Source organism: Arthrobacter sp. 131MFCol6.1, from assembly GCF_000374925.1.
Lineage (GTDB): Bacteria > Actinomycetota > Actinomycetes > Actinomycetales > Micrococcaceae > Arthrobacter.
Genome location: NZ_KB895544.1, coordinates 181,154 through 197,137, shown reverse-complemented (window position 1 = coordinate 197,137; position 15,984 = coordinate 181,154). Strand labels below are relative to the sequence as shown.

12 protein-coding genes are annotated in these 15,984 nt (G+C 67.4%); 6 read left to right on the top strand and 6 right to left on the bottom strand.

Annotated features, from left to right (window positions below; translation table 11 throughout):
• Positions 1–58 precede the first annotated feature (58 nt).
• Entirely contained in the window at positions 59–1,243 is a 1,185-nt protein-coding gene (locus C566_RS0110830) for an MFS transporter (RefSeq protein WP_018774361.1), read from the top strand.
• A gap of 219 nt (positions 1,244–1,462) precedes the next feature.
• Here C566_RS0110830 and aceB read toward each other — a convergent pair whose 3' ends face one another.
• Complete coding sequence (gene aceB / locus C566_RS0110825) at positions 1,463–3,136, bottom strand: malate synthase A (protein ID WP_018774360.1); 1,674 nt, start codon at positions 3,134–3,136, stop codon at positions 1,463–1,465.
• A gap of 206 nt (positions 3,137–3,342) precedes the next feature.
• Entirely contained in the window at positions 3,343–4,674 is a 1,332-nt protein-coding gene (aceA, locus tag C566_RS0110820; protein WP_018774359.1) for an isocitrate lyase, read from the bottom strand.
• A gap of 170 nt (positions 4,675–4,844) precedes the next feature.
• Between aceA and C566_RS0110815 the strand changes: the two genes are divergently transcribed.
• The 3 genes from C566_RS0110815 to C566_RS0110805 all read left to right on the top strand — a co-directional run bounded on the left by C566_RS0110815 (position 4,845) and on the right by C566_RS0110805 (position 9,604).
• Entirely contained in the window at positions 4,845–6,329 is a 1,485-nt protein-coding gene (locus C566_RS0110815) for a helix-turn-helix transcriptional regulator (protein WP_026266594.1), read from the top strand.
• A 139-nt stretch (positions 6,330–6,468) separates the two neighbouring features.
• Positions 6,469–8,217, top strand: a complete 1,749-nt coding sequence (locus C566_RS0110810; protein WP_018774357.1) for a pyruvate dehydrogenase — start codon at positions 6,469–6,471, stop codon at positions 8,215–8,217.
• Between the two features lie 115 nt (positions 8,218–8,332).
• Entirely contained in the window at positions 8,333–9,604 is a 1,272-nt protein-coding gene (locus tag C566_RS0110805) for a serpin family protein (protein WP_026266593.1), read from the top strand.
• A 91-nt stretch (positions 9,605–9,695) separates the two neighbouring features.
• Here C566_RS0110805 and C566_RS0110800 read toward each other — a convergent pair whose 3' ends face one another.
• Positions 9,696–10,058 (bottom strand): iron chaperone, encoded by a 363-nt coding sequence (locus tag C566_RS0110800; RefSeq protein ID WP_018774355.1) that lies wholly within the window; start codon positions 10,056–10,058, stop codon positions 9,696–9,698.
• Between the two features lie 31 nt (positions 10,059–10,089).
• Complete coding sequence (locus C566_RS0110795; protein ID WP_018774354.1) at positions 10,090–10,974, bottom strand: hydroxymethylpyrimidine/phosphomethylpyrimidine kinase; 885 nt, start codon at positions 10,972–10,974, stop codon at positions 10,090–10,092.
• A gap of 157 nt (positions 10,975–11,131) precedes the next feature.
• On the opposite strand from C566_RS0110795, the gene C566_RS0110785 reads away from it, so the two are divergent.
• Positions 11,132–12,547, top strand: coding sequence for an MFS transporter (locus tag C566_RS0110785; protein WP_018774353.1), 1,416 nt, complete (start codon positions 11,132–11,134; stop codon positions 12,545–12,547).
• A gap of 271 nt (positions 12,548–12,818) precedes the next feature.
• Entirely contained in the window at positions 12,819–13,514 is a 696-nt protein-coding gene (locus tag C566_RS0110780; protein ID WP_018774352.1) for a queuosine precursor transporter, read from the top strand.
• Between the two features lie 198 nt (positions 13,515–13,712).
• On the opposite strand, the gene C566_RS0110775 is transcribed toward C566_RS0110780, so the two are convergent.
• Positions 13,713–14,654, bottom strand: coding sequence for a type IV toxin-antitoxin system AbiEi family antitoxin domain-containing protein (locus C566_RS0110775; RefSeq protein ID WP_018774351.1), 942 nt, complete (start codon positions 14,652–14,654; stop codon positions 13,713–13,715).
• Between the two features lie 209 nt (positions 14,655–14,863).
• Positions 14,864–15,877, bottom strand: coding sequence for a LacI family DNA-binding transcriptional regulator (locus C566_RS0110770; RefSeq protein WP_018774350.1), 1,014 nt, complete (start codon positions 15,875–15,877; stop codon positions 14,864–14,866).
• Positions 15,878–15,984: the final 107 nt, after the last annotated feature.

Below are 15,984 nucleotides of genomic sequence, written 5' to 3'. Positions count from 1 at the left end.
TAGCAATGGGACTGATGAAATCATATTTCAGCCCGCCCGCCGTGCACCGGCCCACCCCATGAGCAGTCTGGCCCGGGAACCGCGCGGCTGGCTCCTCATGCTCGCGATCGGACTCATCGCGCTGAACATGCGCGGCCCGTTGGTGGCCGTCGCCCCGGTGATCGCCCAACTGGAGGACGATCTCGGGTTCACCCCGGTGGAATTGGGATTCCTGACCGGCATCCCGGTGCTGTGCTTTGCCCTGGCCGCGCCGCTGGCCTCGCTGGCCGGGCGCAAGCTGGGGCCCGAGTTCGCCATCACCCTGACCCTGCTCGGCGTGCTCTTCGGCGTCCTGGTCCGCTCGGCCGGCGGGGGAGCCCTGGTCATGCTGGGCACGGTGATCCTCGGCGTCGCCATCACGATCGGCAACATCGTGGTCCCGCTGATCATCCGGCGTGACTTCACCCCCGCCCGGCAGGGCGCGGCAATGGGCACCTACACCGCTGCGCTGAATATCGGCTCGTTCCTGACCTCCATGGTGTCGGCGCCGCTGGCTGAACTCCTGGGCTGGCGGCCCGCGATTGCCGCGAGTGGCCTCTTCGCGGTCGCGGCCGCCGCCGTCTGGGCGATCGCGGTTGGCCGGCGGGCCTTCATTCCTGCCGCCGTCCCCGCGGCGGACCCGCGGCGGCCCGGCAAGCTCACCTCCCGGTGGATCACGGCGGCGCTGACCTTCGGGTTCGCGGGGCAGGCGTTCTCCTACTACGGAGTGACCGCCTGGCTGCCGAGCCTGCTCTCGGACGAACTCGGCATGGCGCCCGCGGCCGCCGGGGCAGGGTCGTCGCTCTTCCAGATCCTGGCCATTGTGGGCGGACTGGGCGTGCCGCTGGCGGCCCGGTTCGCCAGTACGACGGCGGTAGGCCTCGCCCTGGGGCTGCTGTGGCTCACCGTACCCGTGGGCCTGCTGCTCGCGCCGGAGCTGTGGTGGCTGTGGTGCTCCTTCGGAGGTGTGGCCCAGGGCGGTGGCATCACCCTGATCTTCCTGGCCATTATCCGGCTGGCGCGGGACCAGGCCTCGGCTGCCCGGATGTCCGCCGTCGTCCAGGGCACGGGATACTCCTTCGGGGCAGTGGCGCCGACCCTGCTGGGCTACGTCCACGGGACCACCGGCGCCTGGACCGGACCGCTGCTGATGATCCTGTGCTCCGTGGCCGCGTTCATCCTGGGCACCGCGCTGTCCCTGCGCCGGGTGCCGAAGCCACACTGATTCGCTGTCGCGCGCCGGGGTGATTTCAATCGAGACGACAGATGAGGCCCATGTTCGCGAGGAACATGGGCCTTACCTGTCGTCTCGACGCCGTTGTCGAGTACGCGGGGATATTCCGTAGCCGGACTGCCACCCGGATTTCGGGGTGCCTGTTGCGAAGGGCCTGGCAGCCCAGCCAACGGAAATCTGTGCGGACCCGGTTGCCCGGGACGCGGAGTCCTACGCCGGAACCAGCGCGGTGTCCCCGGCGGCGACGTCGGCGCCGTCGCGCCCCTCATGCAGGAAGCGGTCGTAGGCCGGCAGCGTCAGGAAGGCCGGGAACGACGGCGTAAGCGTGACTTCCTCGAAGATGTCCCTCGCGTCGGCGAAACGGTCCCCCTCGAAGCGCTCCAGCCTGGCGAATTCCTCGTCCAGCATGTCCTCCACCCACTCCCGGGTGACCACATCGCCGTGGTCCGTGATGGCCCGGGCGAAGATCCACTGCCACAGCTGCGAGCGGGAGATCTCCGCGGTGGCGGCGTCCTCCATCAGATTGTGGATGGCCACCGCGCCGTTGCCGCGCAGCCACGACTCGATGTAGCGGATCCCCACTTCGATGTTGTTCCGGATGCCCTGTTCGGTGATGGTTCCGGTGGTCGCGGCGATGTCCAGGAGCGCGCGGTCGTCCGGCGTGACGTCCTCGCGGAGGCGCTCCAGCTGGTTCGGGCGGTCCCCGAGGACGGCGTCGAACACCTCGCGGCAGACCGGCACCAGGTCCGGGTGCGCCACCCAGGAGCCGTCGAAGCCGTCGCCGGCCTCGCGGGTCTTGTCCGCGCGGACCTTCTCGAAGGCGATCGCGTTGGCAGCCTGGTCTTTGCGGTTGGGGACAGCCGCGGCCATGCCGCCGATCGCCATGGCGCCGCGCTTGTGGCAGGCCCGGACGAGCTGTTCGGTGTAGGCGCGCATGAACGGCTGGGTCATGGTCACCTGGCTGCGGTCCGGGAGCACGAAGCGCGGTCCCCGGGTGCGGAAGTTCTTGATCAGGGAGAAGATGTAGTCCCAGCGGCCGGCGTTCAGGCCCGCGGCATGGTCCCGGAGCTCGTAGAGGATCTCCTCCATTTCGAACGCCGCGGTGATGGTCTCGATCAGCACCGTGGCGCGGATGGTGCCCTGCGGGATGCCCAGCAGGTCCTGCGCCAGGACGAAGATGTCGTTCCACAGCCGCGCCTCGAGGTGGCTCTCGATCTTCGGCAGGTAGAAGTACGGGCCCTTGCCCTGGGCGATCAGGCGGCGGGCGTTGTGGAAGAAGTACAGGCCGAAGTCCACGAGCCCGCCGGCAACTGGCGTGCCGTCGATGAGCATGTGCTTTTCCGGCAGGTGCCAGCCGCGGGGACGGACCACGATCGTGGGCAATTCCCCGGCCGGGCGGAGCTTGTACTCCTTGCTGTTATGGCCGTCGGTTGACGTGAAGTCGATCCTGCGCTCCAGCGCATCGGTGAGGTTCAGCTGGCCCTGGATGACGTTGCGCCAGGAGGGGGTGGAGGAGTCCTCCATGTCCGCGAGCCACACCTTGGCGCCGGAGTTCAGCGCGTTGATGGTCATCTTCTTGTCCACCGGCCCGGTAATCTCGACGCGGCGGTCCTCCAGGCCCGGGGCCGGGGGAGCGACGCGCCAGTTCGGGTCGTTCCGCACGGACTCGGTCTCGCGGAGGAACCGCGGGTCCTGGCCCTTGGAGATCTGCTGGCGCCGGTCCCGGCGTGCCAGCAGCAGCTCCCGACGGCGCCCTGCCGTGGCCTTGTGCAGCTTGGCAACAAACGCCAGCGCGTCCGGCGTCAGGACTTCGCCCTGCCGGCAAATCGGCTGCGCGGTCAACGTGATCCCGTTGATAGTGAAGTTGTCAGTGAAGCTGTTCATTTCAATCTCTCCTCGGAGAAGCAAATGTTCGACGGCGGGTGGTGACGTGCGCGCTAGGCCGAAGGTGCCGGTATTGCGGCAGCCTGCGTAAAGGGGCCCTGTGCCCGCCCCCGACCGAGTTCTACGAGGTCATGGGGCGGGCGTGGGGATAGCAGGCAGAGCAATGCCGGACCGAAGGCCGGAGGCAAGCGCCGCCGTCGGGAGTTCTAGTGGAACTGGCCTTCTTCGGTGGATCCCACCAGGGCCAGGGTGGATGCGTTCGGGTTGAGCGCGGTGGCGATGTCGTCGAAGTAGCCGGTGCCGACTTCGCGCTGGTGCTTGGTTGCGGTGTAGCCGCGGGACTCGGAGGCGAATTCCTTCTCCTGCAGCTCGACGTACGCGCTCATGCCTTCCCGGGCGTAGCCGTGGGCGAGGTCGAACATCGAGTAGTTCAGGGCGTGGAAGCCGGCCAGGGTGATGAACTGGAACGTGAAGCCCATGGCGCCGAGTTCGCGCTGGAACTTCGCGATCGTGGCGTCGTCCAGGTGCTTGCGCCAGTTGAACGACGGCGAGCAGTTGTAGGAGAGCATCTGGTCCGGGAACTCGGCCTTGACGGATTCGGCGAACTTGCGGGCCAGCTCCAGGTCCGGCGTGCCCGTCTCCATCCAGATGAGGTCGGAGTACGGGGCGTAGGCCTTGGCGCGGGCGATGCAGGGTTCGATCCCGTTGCGGACCTTGTAGAAGCCTTCCGGAGTGCGGACCGGCTGGCCGCCTTCGCGGAGGATGAATTCCTGGTCGCGCTCATCGACGTCGGAGGTGATCAGGGTGGCGGCCTCGGCGTCGGTGCGGGCGATGATGACCGACGGGGTGCCTGCGACGTCGGCGGCGAGCCGGGCGGCGTTCAGCGTCCGGACGTGCTGCTGGGTGGGGATCAGGACCTTGCCGCCGAGGTGGCCGCACTTCTTTTCCGAAGCGAGCTGGTCCTCCCAGTGCACGCCCGCGGCGCCGGCCTGGATCATGGACTTCATCAGCTCGTAGGCGTTCAGCGGGCCGCCGAAGCCAGCCTCGGCGTCGGCCACGATCGGAACCATCCAGTCCTCGACGGTCTGGATGCCCTCGGAGAACTCGATCTGGTCGGCGCGAAGCAGGGCGTTGTTGATGCGGCGGACCACGGTGGGGACCGAGTTGGCGGGGTAGAGCGACTGGTCCGGGTAGGTGTGGCCGGAGTTGTTGGCATCCGCGGCGACCTGCCAGCCGGAGAGGTAGATGGCGCGGAGGCCGGCCTTGACCTGCTGCACGGCCTGGTTGCCGGTCAGGGCGCCCAGGGCGTTGGTGTAGCCGCCGGTCTTGTGCTCTTCGGTGAGCTGCTTCCACAGCTTTTCGGAGCCTCGGCGGGCGAGGGTGTGTTCTTCGGAGACGCGGCCGCGGAGGCGGATGACATCCGTTGCCTTGTAGTCCCGGGTCACACCTTCCCAGCGCGGGTTGGCGGCCCACTCGAGCTCCAGTGCGGCGGCCTGCTGCTCGGGCGTCTGCTGGGTGGGCTCAAATGCTGCAGTCATCTTTGTCTCCTTGGTGGGGGCCGGGCCCGGCCAGTCTGCGTCTCTGCAGAGCCTGGCCGGTTGTTCCCGGCTGGTGAATCTTTCCGTGAGATCTACTTTTCTTCACTTTCCAAGGGGTTACTAGACCAAAGCTATGGAAAGAAACGCACTTCTTCGCGTATTCTCAAGAAATGCACTCAACCAGCTGGAACCGCCAAGCTCTCTCGCCGTCCGCGCCCGCAGCGCCGGAGGTGGATGTCATTAGCATGGGCCGCCGGGTCCGCCACCTGCGCAAGGCGGCAGGACTTACGCTCGATGACCTGAGCGCCGCCGTCGGGACCGCCCCGAGCCAGCTGAGCCTGATCGAAAACGGCAAGCGCGAGCCCAAGCTCGGTCTGCTCCAGCAGCTCGCCGCGGCCCTTGGGGTCAGCATCGACGAGCTCCTCGGCGCCGAGCCGCCCAACCGCCGCGCGGCACTGGAAATCGAGCTGGAACGGTACCAGCGCAGCCCCATCTACGAGTCCCTGAACCTGCCGAAAATCCGCATCAGCTCGCGGCTCCCGATGGATGTGCTGGAGTCGATGGTGGGGCTGCAGCATGAGCTCGAACGCCGGCTCAACGAGCAGGTGGCGACGCCGGAGGAGGCCCGCCGCGCGAACGGTGAACTGCGGGCGATGATGCGTGAGCGGAACAACTATTTCCCTGAGTACGAGGCTGAAGCGCAGAAGGTCCTGGCCTCGGTGGGCCACACGAGCGGTCCGCTGTCGCATCATGTCATCTCGGACATTGCCGGGCACCTCGGATTCAGCCTCCACCATGTGGGGGACCTCCCCCATTCCACGCGTTCGGTGACGGATCTTAAGAACCGCCGAATTTATCTCACGCAGAACGCACGCAGCGACCACGACCCCCGTTCGGTGCTGCTGCAGGCGCTGGGCCACTACGTCCTGGGCCACCAGACCCCCAACAACTACGGGGACTTCCTGATGCAGCGGGTGGCCACAAACTACTTCGCCGCGGCACTGATGCTGCCCGAGCAGGCCACCGTGGCATTCCTGCAGGAGGCCAAGCAGGCCAAGGAAATCGCGGTCGAGGACATCCGGGACGCCTTTGCCGTGTCCTACGAGACCGCCGCCCACCGGTTCACCAACCTCGCCACGCAGCATCTGGGCATCCGCACCCACTTCCAGAAGACGCACAAGAGCGGCATCATCTACAAGGCCTACGAGAACGACGGCGTGACGTTCCCGCAGGACCACACCGGCGCGATCGAGGGCCAGTTCTCGTGCCGGAACTGGACGTCCCGGGTCGTATTCGACGTCGCGGACAAATTCAGCGCCTACAACCAGTACACCGACACCCCGGCCGGGACCTACTGGTGCACGGCCCGGACGGAACGCTCCGCGAACGGGGAGTTCTCGCTCTCCGTGGGTGTCCCGTATGCGCATGTGAAGTGGTTCCGCGGCCGGGACACGACGGAGCGGTCCAAGTCCACCTGCCCGGACGAAAGCTGCTGCCGCCGCCCGCCGGCGTCGCTGACCGCCGAATGGGCCGGGAACGCCTGGCCCTCCGCCCGGGCACACTCCCACCTGCTGGCCGCCATGCCGCCGGGCGCTTTCCCGGGCGTGGACGAGACCGAGGTCTACTCCTTCCTGCAGGCGCACTCGGGGAACTGACCTCCCTTGGGTCCCGCGCGGGATCCGTAGCCGGAGTTGAGGCGGCGTTCCCTGGGCGTTCCATGGGCGTGGCTGAGCGCAGGGCGGACTATATTGGCCAGTGTCAGCTCATCGATCCATCTCGCGGGAGCGTGCGCCCATGGCCAAGGAACTTGCCACCCAGCTCATCGAACAACTCCAGGCTGCCGGCGTGCAGCGGATCTACGGGATTGTGGGGGACAGCCTCAACCCGATCGTCGACGCCGTCCGCAAGACCGGCGGCTCGCAACAGGGCGGCATTGACTGGATCCATGTCCGGCATGAGGAGGCGGCCGCGTTCGCCGCGGCGGCGGAAGCCCAGCTGACCGGCCGGCTCGCGGTGTGCGCCGGCTCCTGCGGGCCCGGCAACCTGCACCTGATCAACGGCCTGTACGACGCCAACCGCTCCGGGGCGCCGGTGCTGGCCATCGCCTCGCACATCCCCAGCAAGCAGATCGGCAGCAGCTTCTTCCAGGAAACCCACCCGGACCGGCTCTTCAACGAGTGCTCGGTCTACTCCGAGCTGATCAGCACCGCGGAGCAGGCGCCCCGGGTCATGCACAGTGCCATCCAGCACGCCGTCGGCCTCAGGGGCGTCGCCGTCGTGACCCTTCCGGGCGACATCGCCGGCCTGGAGGCGACGGCCGAGACGCCGGCGCCGGCGACCTTCCGGCCGGCGACGCTGATGCCGGACCCCGCGAGTGTGCAGGAACTGGCCGACGCCATCAACGCCGCCGGCAAGGTGGCCATCTTTGCCGGTGCCGGCGTCGAGGGCGCGCACGACGAGGTGATTGCGCTCGCCGGGCTGATCGCGGCGCCGATCGGCCACAGTCTCCGCGGCAAAGACTTCATGCAGTACGACAACGCCTACGACATCGGCATGACCGGGCTGCTGGGCTACGGCGCTGCGGCCGAGGGCATCGAGGACGCGGACCTGCTGATCCTGCTGGGCACCGACTTCCCGTACGACCAGTTCCTCCCCGGAACCCGGACGGCGCAGGTGGACCGGGCCGCGCACAAACTCGGGCGGCGGACCGACGTCGACGTTGCCGTGCACGGCGACGTCCTCCCCACCCTTGCCGCCCTCATGCCGTTGGTCAAAGCCAAGAAGAGCCGCCGTTTCCTGGATGCGATGCTGAAGAAGCACGACCGGCTCATGAACAAGGCCGTGGGAGCGTACACCCGGAACGTGGGGACCAAACAGCCGATCCACCCGGAATACGCGGCCTCGCTGCTGGACCAGGTGGCGGCGAGGGACGCGATCTTCACGGCAGACACCGGCATGTGCAATGTCTGGACAGCCCGGTACATCAACCCACTGGGCACCCGCCGGCTGATCGGCTCGTACCTGCACGGGTCCATGGCCAATGCGCTGCCGCACGCGATCGGCGCCCAACTGGCCTACCCCGGCCGGCAGGTGGTCTCGGTCTCCGGCGACGGCGGCCTGTCCATGCTGCTGGGTGAACTCATCACGGTCGCCGCGCACCGGCTGCCCGTGAACGTGGTGGTCTTCAACAACTCCACCCTGGGCATGGTGAAACTCGAAATGCTGGTGGACGGGCTCCCCGACTTCGGCGTCGACGTCCCGGACGCCAACTACGCGGACGTTGCCCGGGCCCTGGGCTTCCACGCCGAGCGCGTCACGGATCCGTCCCGCATCGAGGCCGCGTACCGGGAAGCCTTCGCCCACCCGGGCCCGTCGCTCGTGGAACTCATCACGGACCCTAAAGCGCTTTCCCTCCCGCCGAAGATCAAGGGCGCGCAGGTCCTGGGCTTCGCCACGGCCATGTCCAAGGTGGTTCTGAACCGGGGCGCCGGCGAGGCCGTCAGCATGGCACGGAGCAACCTGCGGAACGTCCCCCGGCGCTAGGGGCTGGCGCTGAAACCCGGCGAAGTCGCCGGAAGCTCTCCAGCTCGCCGGACATTTCCGGCGAACTGGAGGCATTCCGGCGAACTGCGCACCAAATGAGGCGAAGGGAGTGGCCATGAAAAATCACCGCATGGCGAAAATCGTGGCGGCGGGGACCATCGTGGCGCTCACGGCCTGTTCGCCCCCGGTTCCAGGGCTCTTGAAGGCCGACGGCGTCGAGCGGGTTTCGGTGGACCGCGCCGCTTACGCTGCCGAACTAAGGGCATTCCGGGCATCCGCCCTGACGCTGGGCGCCGCCCTCCTGGCCGACGGCGGCGAAGGGTCCGAAGGGAACGTGGTGTCATCCCCCGGCAGCCTGCTGATCGCGCTCGCCATGCTGCGGGCGGGGGCCTCCGGGGAGACCGCCGTCGAAATGGACCAGGCGCTGGGGCTCCCGGACCGCAACAGAGACGCGGCCATGAACGCCCTGCTCGAGTCCCTGGCGGCGTACGACGGCGATCCCGGCTCGGTCGACGAAAGCAATCCGCCCCGGAAGCCGGTCATGCATGCGGCCAACGGCTTGTTTGTGGACAAGGACGTAACGACGGGGAAGGGCTACCTGGAAACCCTGGCCAGGCACTATGGCACCGGCGTGTACCCCGTGGCCTTCCGGGATGAGGACGCCACGCGGCCTGCCCTGGATGCCTGGGTGGACAGGAACACGGGCGGCCGGATCAAGAAGGCGCCCGCGAAGTACGATCGCGACAACACGTTCAGCCTGCTCAACGCCCTGTACTTCGCCGCGGCGTGGCAGTCGCCCTTCGATCCGAACAACACCTCGGACGGACCCTTCTCCACGCCAGATGGCGAGGAAATCAGCGTGCCAACGATGCACCAGATGCTGGAGCTGGCCTATGCGGAGGGTGCCGGCTGGCGGGCGGTGGAGCTGCCGTATGCCGAAGGTTTTGCCATGCGGCTGGTGCTGCCCGCGCCCGGCGAAGGGCCGGAGACCCTGACAGCCGCAGAACTGGCGGAGATTGCGGCGGCCCTGGACACCGCCCCGGAGGTCTCCGCATCGATCTCCTTGCCCAGATGGGACCACGCGAGCAGCTTCGAGCTTCGGAAGGTATTCGAATCGCTGGGGCTGGCCAAGACCCTGGCCACCACCCAAGACTTCGACGCCATCCAGAGCAGGCTCAGAATCACCCAGGCCGCGCAGGCTGCCAACATCACCGTTGCGGAGAAGGGCACTGTGGCCGCGGCCGTGACGCAGATTAACGGTGCCGTGACCGGCGCACCGCCGCTCCCGGAACAGACCATCGACTTCGACCGGCCGTTCCACTACCAGATCGTGCACCTCGAGACCGGGCTCCCGCTCTTCATGGGGAAGGTCTCGGACCCGCGCTGACGGGTGGCCCACGGGGGCCCAGATCGCCGGAAGCCCTCCAATTCGCCGCAATATTCCGGCGAATTGGAGGGACTCCGGCGAACTCGGCGGCCTAGGGCGTCCCGCTCCGGCGCTCTTGTGCCAGGGCCGCCGCCACTTTTCCAATCAGCTCGTACGGGACAGGCTTCCGCAACGGGAACTTCAGGGTGCCCTTCGCTGCACGGTAGGGGGCGAGTTCCGTGCTCAGCGATTCGTCGCCGTCGGGCACGGGGTAGACGGAGATGTGGTGCGCCCAGCCGGCGAAATACACGACGTATTTGCCCCCGAGCGTGATCGTCGGGATGCCGTAACTGATCATCTCCCCTGATCCGGGTACCGCGGCATGGCAATGCCGCCGGATCTCCTGCAGCGCCTCCTGCACGTCAGCAGGAAACGAGGCGATGTATTCCTCCACGGACTCAAAGTGCGGTGCCATTGCCTTTCCCTCCAACGATCCCAGCAACGAGTTAGCGCGGGCCGCCCTGCCACAAGGCATCGAACGGGGCGCCCGAGGCCACCCGGTTGCGGATGCCGGCGGTCACAAACGCCTTCGCCGTCCGGGCGGCGGCCAGCGGCGTCGCACCCTTGGCGAGCTCGGCCGTCACCGCCGCGGCCAGCGAGCACCCGGCGCCCGAGACGGCCACCTCGCCCACCTTCGGGGCTGAGAGGACTTCCAGGGTTTCGCCGTCGTAGTAGACGTCGACGGCGTCGGGGCCAACCAGGCGTACGCCGCCCTTGGCGAGCACCGCGGCGCCGCTGATCTCGTGGATGCGGACCGCGGCCGCCTTGAGGGACTCGACGTCGGTGATCTCCAGCCCGGAGAGCGACTCGGCCTCGAAGTGGTTCGGCGTGACGAAGGTGGCCAGCGGCAGGATGTGGGCCTTCAGCGCCTGGTCGGTGTCCAGGGCGTGGCCCGGCTCCTGGCCCTTGCAGATCAGCACCGGATCCAGCACCACGTTGGCGAACTGCCCGTCCGCCAGCGCCGCGGCCACGGTCGAAATCGTCGCGGGGCTGCCCAGCATGCCGATCTTGACGGTGTCCAGCACAGCGGCCGCGCCGGACGCGGCACCGTAAGCCGCCGTCGTTGCTTCCAGCTGGTCCGCGATGACCTGCTGGTCCACCGGGACGAAACGGTGGTTCCAGTTGTCCTTGGGGTCGAAGGACACGATGCAGGTCAGGTTCGCGATCCCGAACACGCCGAGTTCCTGGAACGTCTTCAGGTCAGCCTGCGCGCCGGCGCCGCCGGTCGCTTCGGAGCCTGCGATGGTCAGCGCGACGGCGGGGGAGGAGACGGCGTCGGAGGCGGGGTCGGCAACTGCCAGGGCGGCGGAATCGAATGCGGTAGAAGTCATGGTCCCATCCTGCCATTCCGTCGAAACCGCCCGCATTGTGCTCATGAACAAGCATTCCATGAACAGTATGAACAAAATCTGAGTGTTCCGGATCACGCGGACTAGGGTGGCGGACGGTGTTGCTTACAGGCGGCGCCGGATCCAGGAAGGTTCATTGATGAGCACCCAACTGACCGAAGCGGCCCAGACCCGGAAAGCCGTCGGCAACATCCTCAAAGGCTCGGCCGGCAACCTTGTCGAGTGGTACGACCTCTACGTCTACACCGTCTTCGCGGCCTACTTCCAGGCGCACTTCTTCAACTCCAAGGACGAACTCCAGGCCGGCCTCGAGGCGATGGCCGTGTTCTCGACGTCGTTCCTGATGCGCCCGATCGGTGCCTGGTTCTTCGGCCGGTACGCCGACCGCAAGGGCCGCAAGGCCGCGCTGACGCTGAGCGTGACCATGATGTCCGCGGGCTCCTTCGCGATCGCCGTGCTGCCCACCCAGGACGTGATCGGCCTGTGGGCCATGATCCTGCTGGTCCTCATCCGCGTGATCCAGGGCTTCTCCGTGGGCGGCGAGTACGGCACCAGCGCCACCTACATGTCCGAGGCTGCCACCACCAAGCGCCGCGGCTTCTTCTCCAGCTTCCAGTACGTCACGCTGATCGGCGGCCAGATGCTGGCCCTGCTGGTCCTGGTCATCCTGCAGAACGTCATGCCCAAGGCAGACCTGGGCGAATGGGGCTGGCGGATCCCGTTCGCGATCGGCGGCGTCGCGGCCCTTGTGGTCCTGTGGCTGCGTCGCTCCATGGAAGAAACGGTCTCGGCCGAACAGATCGAGGCCGCCAAGGCCCCCGCGGTTCCCGGCCAGGCCCAGCCCGGAACCATGAAGCTGCTGTTCACCAGCTACTGGAAGCCGCTGATGATCTGCATCGGGATCACGTTGGGCGGCACCGTGGCGTTCTACACGTACACCAACTTCATCCTGAAGTTCATGAATGACACCTCGGGCATCGCCAAGACCGACACGTCGGTGATCAACTTCTGGGCGCTGTTCATCTTCATGCTGCTCCAGCCGGTCTACGGCATCATCTCGGACAAGGTGGGCCGCAAACCATTGCTGCTGTGGTTCGGCATCACCGGCGTCCTGTTCACCTGGCCGCTCCTTTCCGCCCTTGCCGGGACCAAGGATCCGATGACCGCGTTCCTGCTCATGATGGGCGGTCTGCTGATCGTGGGCGGCTACACCTCCATCAACGCCCTGGTAAAGGCCGAGCTCTTCCCCGCGTCCATCCGCGCCCTTGGTGTGGGCCTGGGCTACGCGATCGCCAACTCGCTCTTCGGCGGCACCGTCCCGCTCATCGGTGCGGCCCTGCAGAAGGCCGGGCAGGAAGAGCTGTTCTTCACCTACGTTACCGTGGCCATCGGCATCTCCCTGCTGGTCTACATCTTCGCGCTGAAGAACAAGAAGTCCACGCACCTGGACCACGAGCAGGGCCACGCCTGGGCACCGGGTGCGGCTGCGGCTGCTCGTCCGGGCGACGGCGGCAGGGACGAGGACAAGGACCTCATCGACGCCTCTCGCCGGTAGGGCCTCGGCCGCGGCGCTGTCAGGGCCTCGTCCTCGAATTCGCCGGAAGCGCGCCGGGTCGCCGTATATTTACGGCGACTTGGCGCGTTTCCGGCGAACCCGCGGCCTACACTGCCCCCAGACCAGCGCGCCCGCACCGTCGGGTGCGAGAATGGAGGCGGCTCCGGCGGTTTGTGTCACCGGGGCCGTCCAGTGCTAATACAGCCGGCCGCCCAGCGTGTTCCCCTTGCGGGTGCGGGCCGCCGAGCGAACCACTATGAATGGAATGCCCATGACTTCCGCCAAGACCTTCCCGGCGTCAGCCGCGCCGAGGTTCGCCTCGATCGGCTCCCCATATTTCGGCATCATGCTCGCCGTCATGGCCGTGGTGCTGATCCTGTCCAACATCGGTGCGTCCAAGGGCGTGGCGATCGGCCCCGTCATCACCGACGGCGGCTTCTTCCTCTTCCCGCTGGCCTACATCCTGGGCGATGTCATCAGCGAGGTCTACGGCTTCAAGGTGGCCCGCAAGGCCATCATCACCAGCTTTGCACTGTCCGTCTTCGCATCGCTCTGCTACTGGGTCATCATCGCCCTGCCGGGGTTCGACGACGAATACGGTTCCTCCAAGCAGGCAGCCCTGGAAGGCGCACTGGGACCGGTCCCGCAGATTGTGCTGGCATCGCTGCTGGCCTTCCTCGCCGGCCAGACCATCAACTCGTGGATCCTCGTGAAGATGAAGGCGCGGACCGGGGAAAGGTCTCTGTGGGCGCGCATCATGGGCTCCTCCGTGGCGGGTGAGTTCGTGGACACCCTGATTTTCTGCAGCATCGCCGCATCCGTGATCGGAATTACCGACGCCGCGATGTTCGTCAACTACGTCCTCGTGGGCTTCCTCTACAAGACCCTCGTGGAGTTCGCCTTCGTGCCGCTTACCACGCTCGCCATCGGCTGGGTCAAGAAGCGCGAACCGAGCTACGGCGCCTAGGACTCATCCGCCGCCGTCGCCGGCCGCCGTCGGTATCCAAGCAGCAGCCCGCCCAATTCGCCGGAAACTTGCGGGGTCGCCGTAAGTTTCAGACGACGTGGCAGCTTACCGGCGAATTCGACGCGGGGGTCGGGAGTCCGGGGTGCGGGGTGCGGGGTGTGGGGTCGGGGGTGCCGGCCGCCGCAGCGCATTCGACGCTCAGGCGTGCCGGCGGCCGGCCAGCGCACGAAGCAGGCGGCTCTTGAATTCCTGCTCGCGGAAGAGGTCCTTCCACTCCACGCGGACGAACCGCCAGCCCTCTTCAACCAAGGCCTTCTCCCGGCGCCGTTCCTCGAAGAGCACCTCGGCCGTGGGACTGTAGTCGAAGTACTTGATTTTGCCGTCGAACTCGAGGGCGACTTTCTCCTCCTTCCATGCAAAGTCCAGGCGGTGGCGCCCGGCGCGGCTCGACACCTCCACCTGCGGCTCAGGGGGTCGGATCCGCAGCCGCAGGATCAGGTCGCGGGCCAAGGTCTCGCCGGGAGATTCGGAGCGTGGATCGGCCGCGGCAAGGACGCGGCGGAAAGTCCGAATGCCCCGGCGGCCGTCCAGACCATCTGCCAGTGCCTGCAGGGCGACCGGGTCCGCGCCGAGCCGAAGCGCGTGGTCGGTGAGGATCAATGCCTGCCTGTAGGGCAGCAGCATGGCGCAGTCGGCCGTCGTGCGCTCCAGGGAAGTGGTCCGGAGACCGTTCACCACGGCGACGTCGTGGTCGGCGAAGGGACGCGTGTGGCAGCGGACGTCCCTGCCGTGACGCTCGTTCGAGGGGCGCACCTTCTGGAGGACATGGATCGTGTCATCCACATCCCACAGGTAGAGGAGGCGGAGGCGCGCTGCGGAGGTGTGGCTGTAGTGGAAGGCGCCTGTCGACGTCGTAAGTGTTCCGTGGGCATGCGCGTAGATGAGCTGCCTGCTCCGGACGGTGGCGGATTGGGCGTTCCAGAGGCTGGCGCGGATGTAGCAGCCATGGCGGAGCCGGACGAGGGTGCCTGAATCGAGGAGCGAGCGGATGGCGCGCGAGCCGAAGCCGAGATCCAGGAGCTGCTCGGTGCGCCAGAGGTTACCGGTCGGCGGCAGCTCCAGCAGGGGGGTATGCGTCATGCCACCAGCTTCGGCCCCCGTAGGAGCGGGCGGGAGGCCCCGCCGTCGCCATGTGGAAAACACGAGGGCGTTGCACCTAAGCTTTTTTCGGGGACGGCTGCCTTGGACAGCGCCCACTTCGCCGGACAGCGGCGGAATCGCCGCAAACTTACGGCGAACTCGGTGGTTTCCCGCGATTTCGACGACAGGACGGGGACCCGCCGGCCGCGTCAGCCGGAAACGCGGGCCGTGGTGCCGCGGACGATGAGGTCAGGCTCGATCAGCTTGCGCTCAGGTTCGAGGGTGGGGTCCTGGATCCGTGCCAGCAGGGCGCTTGCGACGCCGGAGCCGACAATGTCGCTCCGGTTGTCCACGGAGGTCATGTCCAGGTACCGCGACTTGGCCAGCGGGGAGTTGTCGTAGCCGATCACGGACAACTCCGCGGGGACGGACAGGCCCCGGGCCTTGGCCGCGGCTAGAGCACCCAGGGCCATGGTGTCGTTGGCGGCGAACAGGGCGGTCGTGTCGGGGTGGTGGTCAAGGACCCAGCAGGCTGCCGCGTAGCCGTCCTCCTCGGAGGTCCCGTGGGACTCGCCGGCGATCCGGACCTCGACGCCGGCCTCCAGGATGCGGCCGCGGAAGCCCTCCCGCCGGTGGGCTGCGGCGCCTCCGAAGCCCGAGAGGTGTCCGATGCGCGTGTGGCCGAGCCCGATCAGGTGCTCCGCCGCCATGCGGCCGCCGCCGTCGTCGTCGTTCGTGATAAGCCCGGCGCCGGCGGGAACCCCGTTCCGCCAGCCAGCAACGACGGCGGGAACCCAGGCCCCGGCCATCATCGACTCGCTCGGCTCGGCGGCGATGACCAGGCCCTCCACGTGCATGGACAGCAGGCCGTCCACGGCCTCAGTGATGCGGTTCTCGCCCGGGCGGGAATCGGCCAGGGTGACCTGGTAGCCGTGGGGTGAGAGCACGGATTCGATGCCGCGCAGGAGGTCCACAAACCAGGGGTTCCGGAAGTCGTCAATGACCAGCCCGATGCTTTTCGTCTGGCTGCTGGCCAGCGTGGTCGCCGCCCGGCTGGGGCGGTAACCGAGCTCCGACATGGCCGCCCGGACGGCTTCCCGGCGCTTCTCGCTGACCTTGGACGGGTTTTGGAGCACGAGCGAGACCAGCGACGGGGAGACGCCGGCGCTCCTGGCGACGTCGTAGATCGTCGGGCGGCGGGTTCGAGGGGTATTCAACGACATCTGCAGAGCCTTTCACGTCTCATCCGAGGATATCCGGTCAACCATTGACAGGACATATGCACATAGCTACGCTTTTGTTCAGCGCCAGTTTTTGTAGCGCTCCAATT

What these genes read in the sequence shown, in the direction of transcription:
- C566_RS0110775 (WP_018774351.1), bottom strand. Translation starts at nt 14,654, where the DNA reads ATGACGCATACCCCCCTGCTGGAGCTGCCGCCGACCGGTAACCTCTGG.
- C566_RS0110785 (WP_018774353.1), top strand. Translation starts at nt 11,132, where the DNA reads ATGAGCACCCAACTGACCGAAGCGGCCCAGACCCGGAAAGCCGTCGGC.
- C566_RS0110800 (WP_018774355.1), bottom strand. Translation starts at nt 10,058, where the DNA reads ATGGCACCGCACTTTGAGTCCGTGGAGGAATACATCGCCTCGTTTCCT.
- C566_RS0110795 (WP_018774354.1), bottom strand. Translation starts at nt 10,974, where the DNA reads ATGACTTCTACCGCATTCGATTCCGCCGCCCTGGCAGTTGCCGACCCC.
- C566_RS0110815 (WP_026266594.1), top strand. Translation starts at nt 4,845, where the DNA reads ATGCACTCAACCAGCTGGAACCGCCAAGCTCTCTCGCCGTCCGCGCCC.
- C566_RS0110805 (WP_026266593.1), top strand. Translation starts at nt 8,333, where the DNA reads ATGAAAAATCACCGCATGGCGAAAATCGTGGCGGCGGGGACCATCGTG.
- C566_RS0110810 (WP_018774357.1), top strand. Translation starts at nt 6,469, where the DNA reads ATGGCCAAGGAACTTGCCACCCAGCTCATCGAACAACTCCAGGCTGCC.
- aceB (WP_018774360.1), bottom strand. Translation starts at nt 3,136, where the DNA reads ATGAACAGCTTCACTGACAACTTCACTATCAACGGGATCACGTTGACC.
- C566_RS0110830 (WP_018774361.1), top strand. Translation starts at nt 59, where the DNA reads ATGAGCAGTCTGGCCCGGGAACCGCGCGGCTGGCTCCTCATGCTCGCG.
- C566_RS0110770 (WP_018774350.1), bottom strand. Translation starts at nt 15,877, where the DNA reads ATGTCGTTGAATACCCCTCGAACCCGCCGCCCGACGATCTACGACGTC.
- C566_RS0110780 (WP_018774352.1), top strand. Translation starts at nt 12,819, where the DNA reads ATGACTTCCGCCAAGACCTTCCCGGCGTCAGCCGCGCCGAGGTTCGCC.
- aceA (WP_018774359.1), bottom strand. Translation starts at nt 4,674, where the DNA reads ATGACTGCAGCATTTGAGCCCACCCAGCAGACGCCCGAGCAGCAGGCC.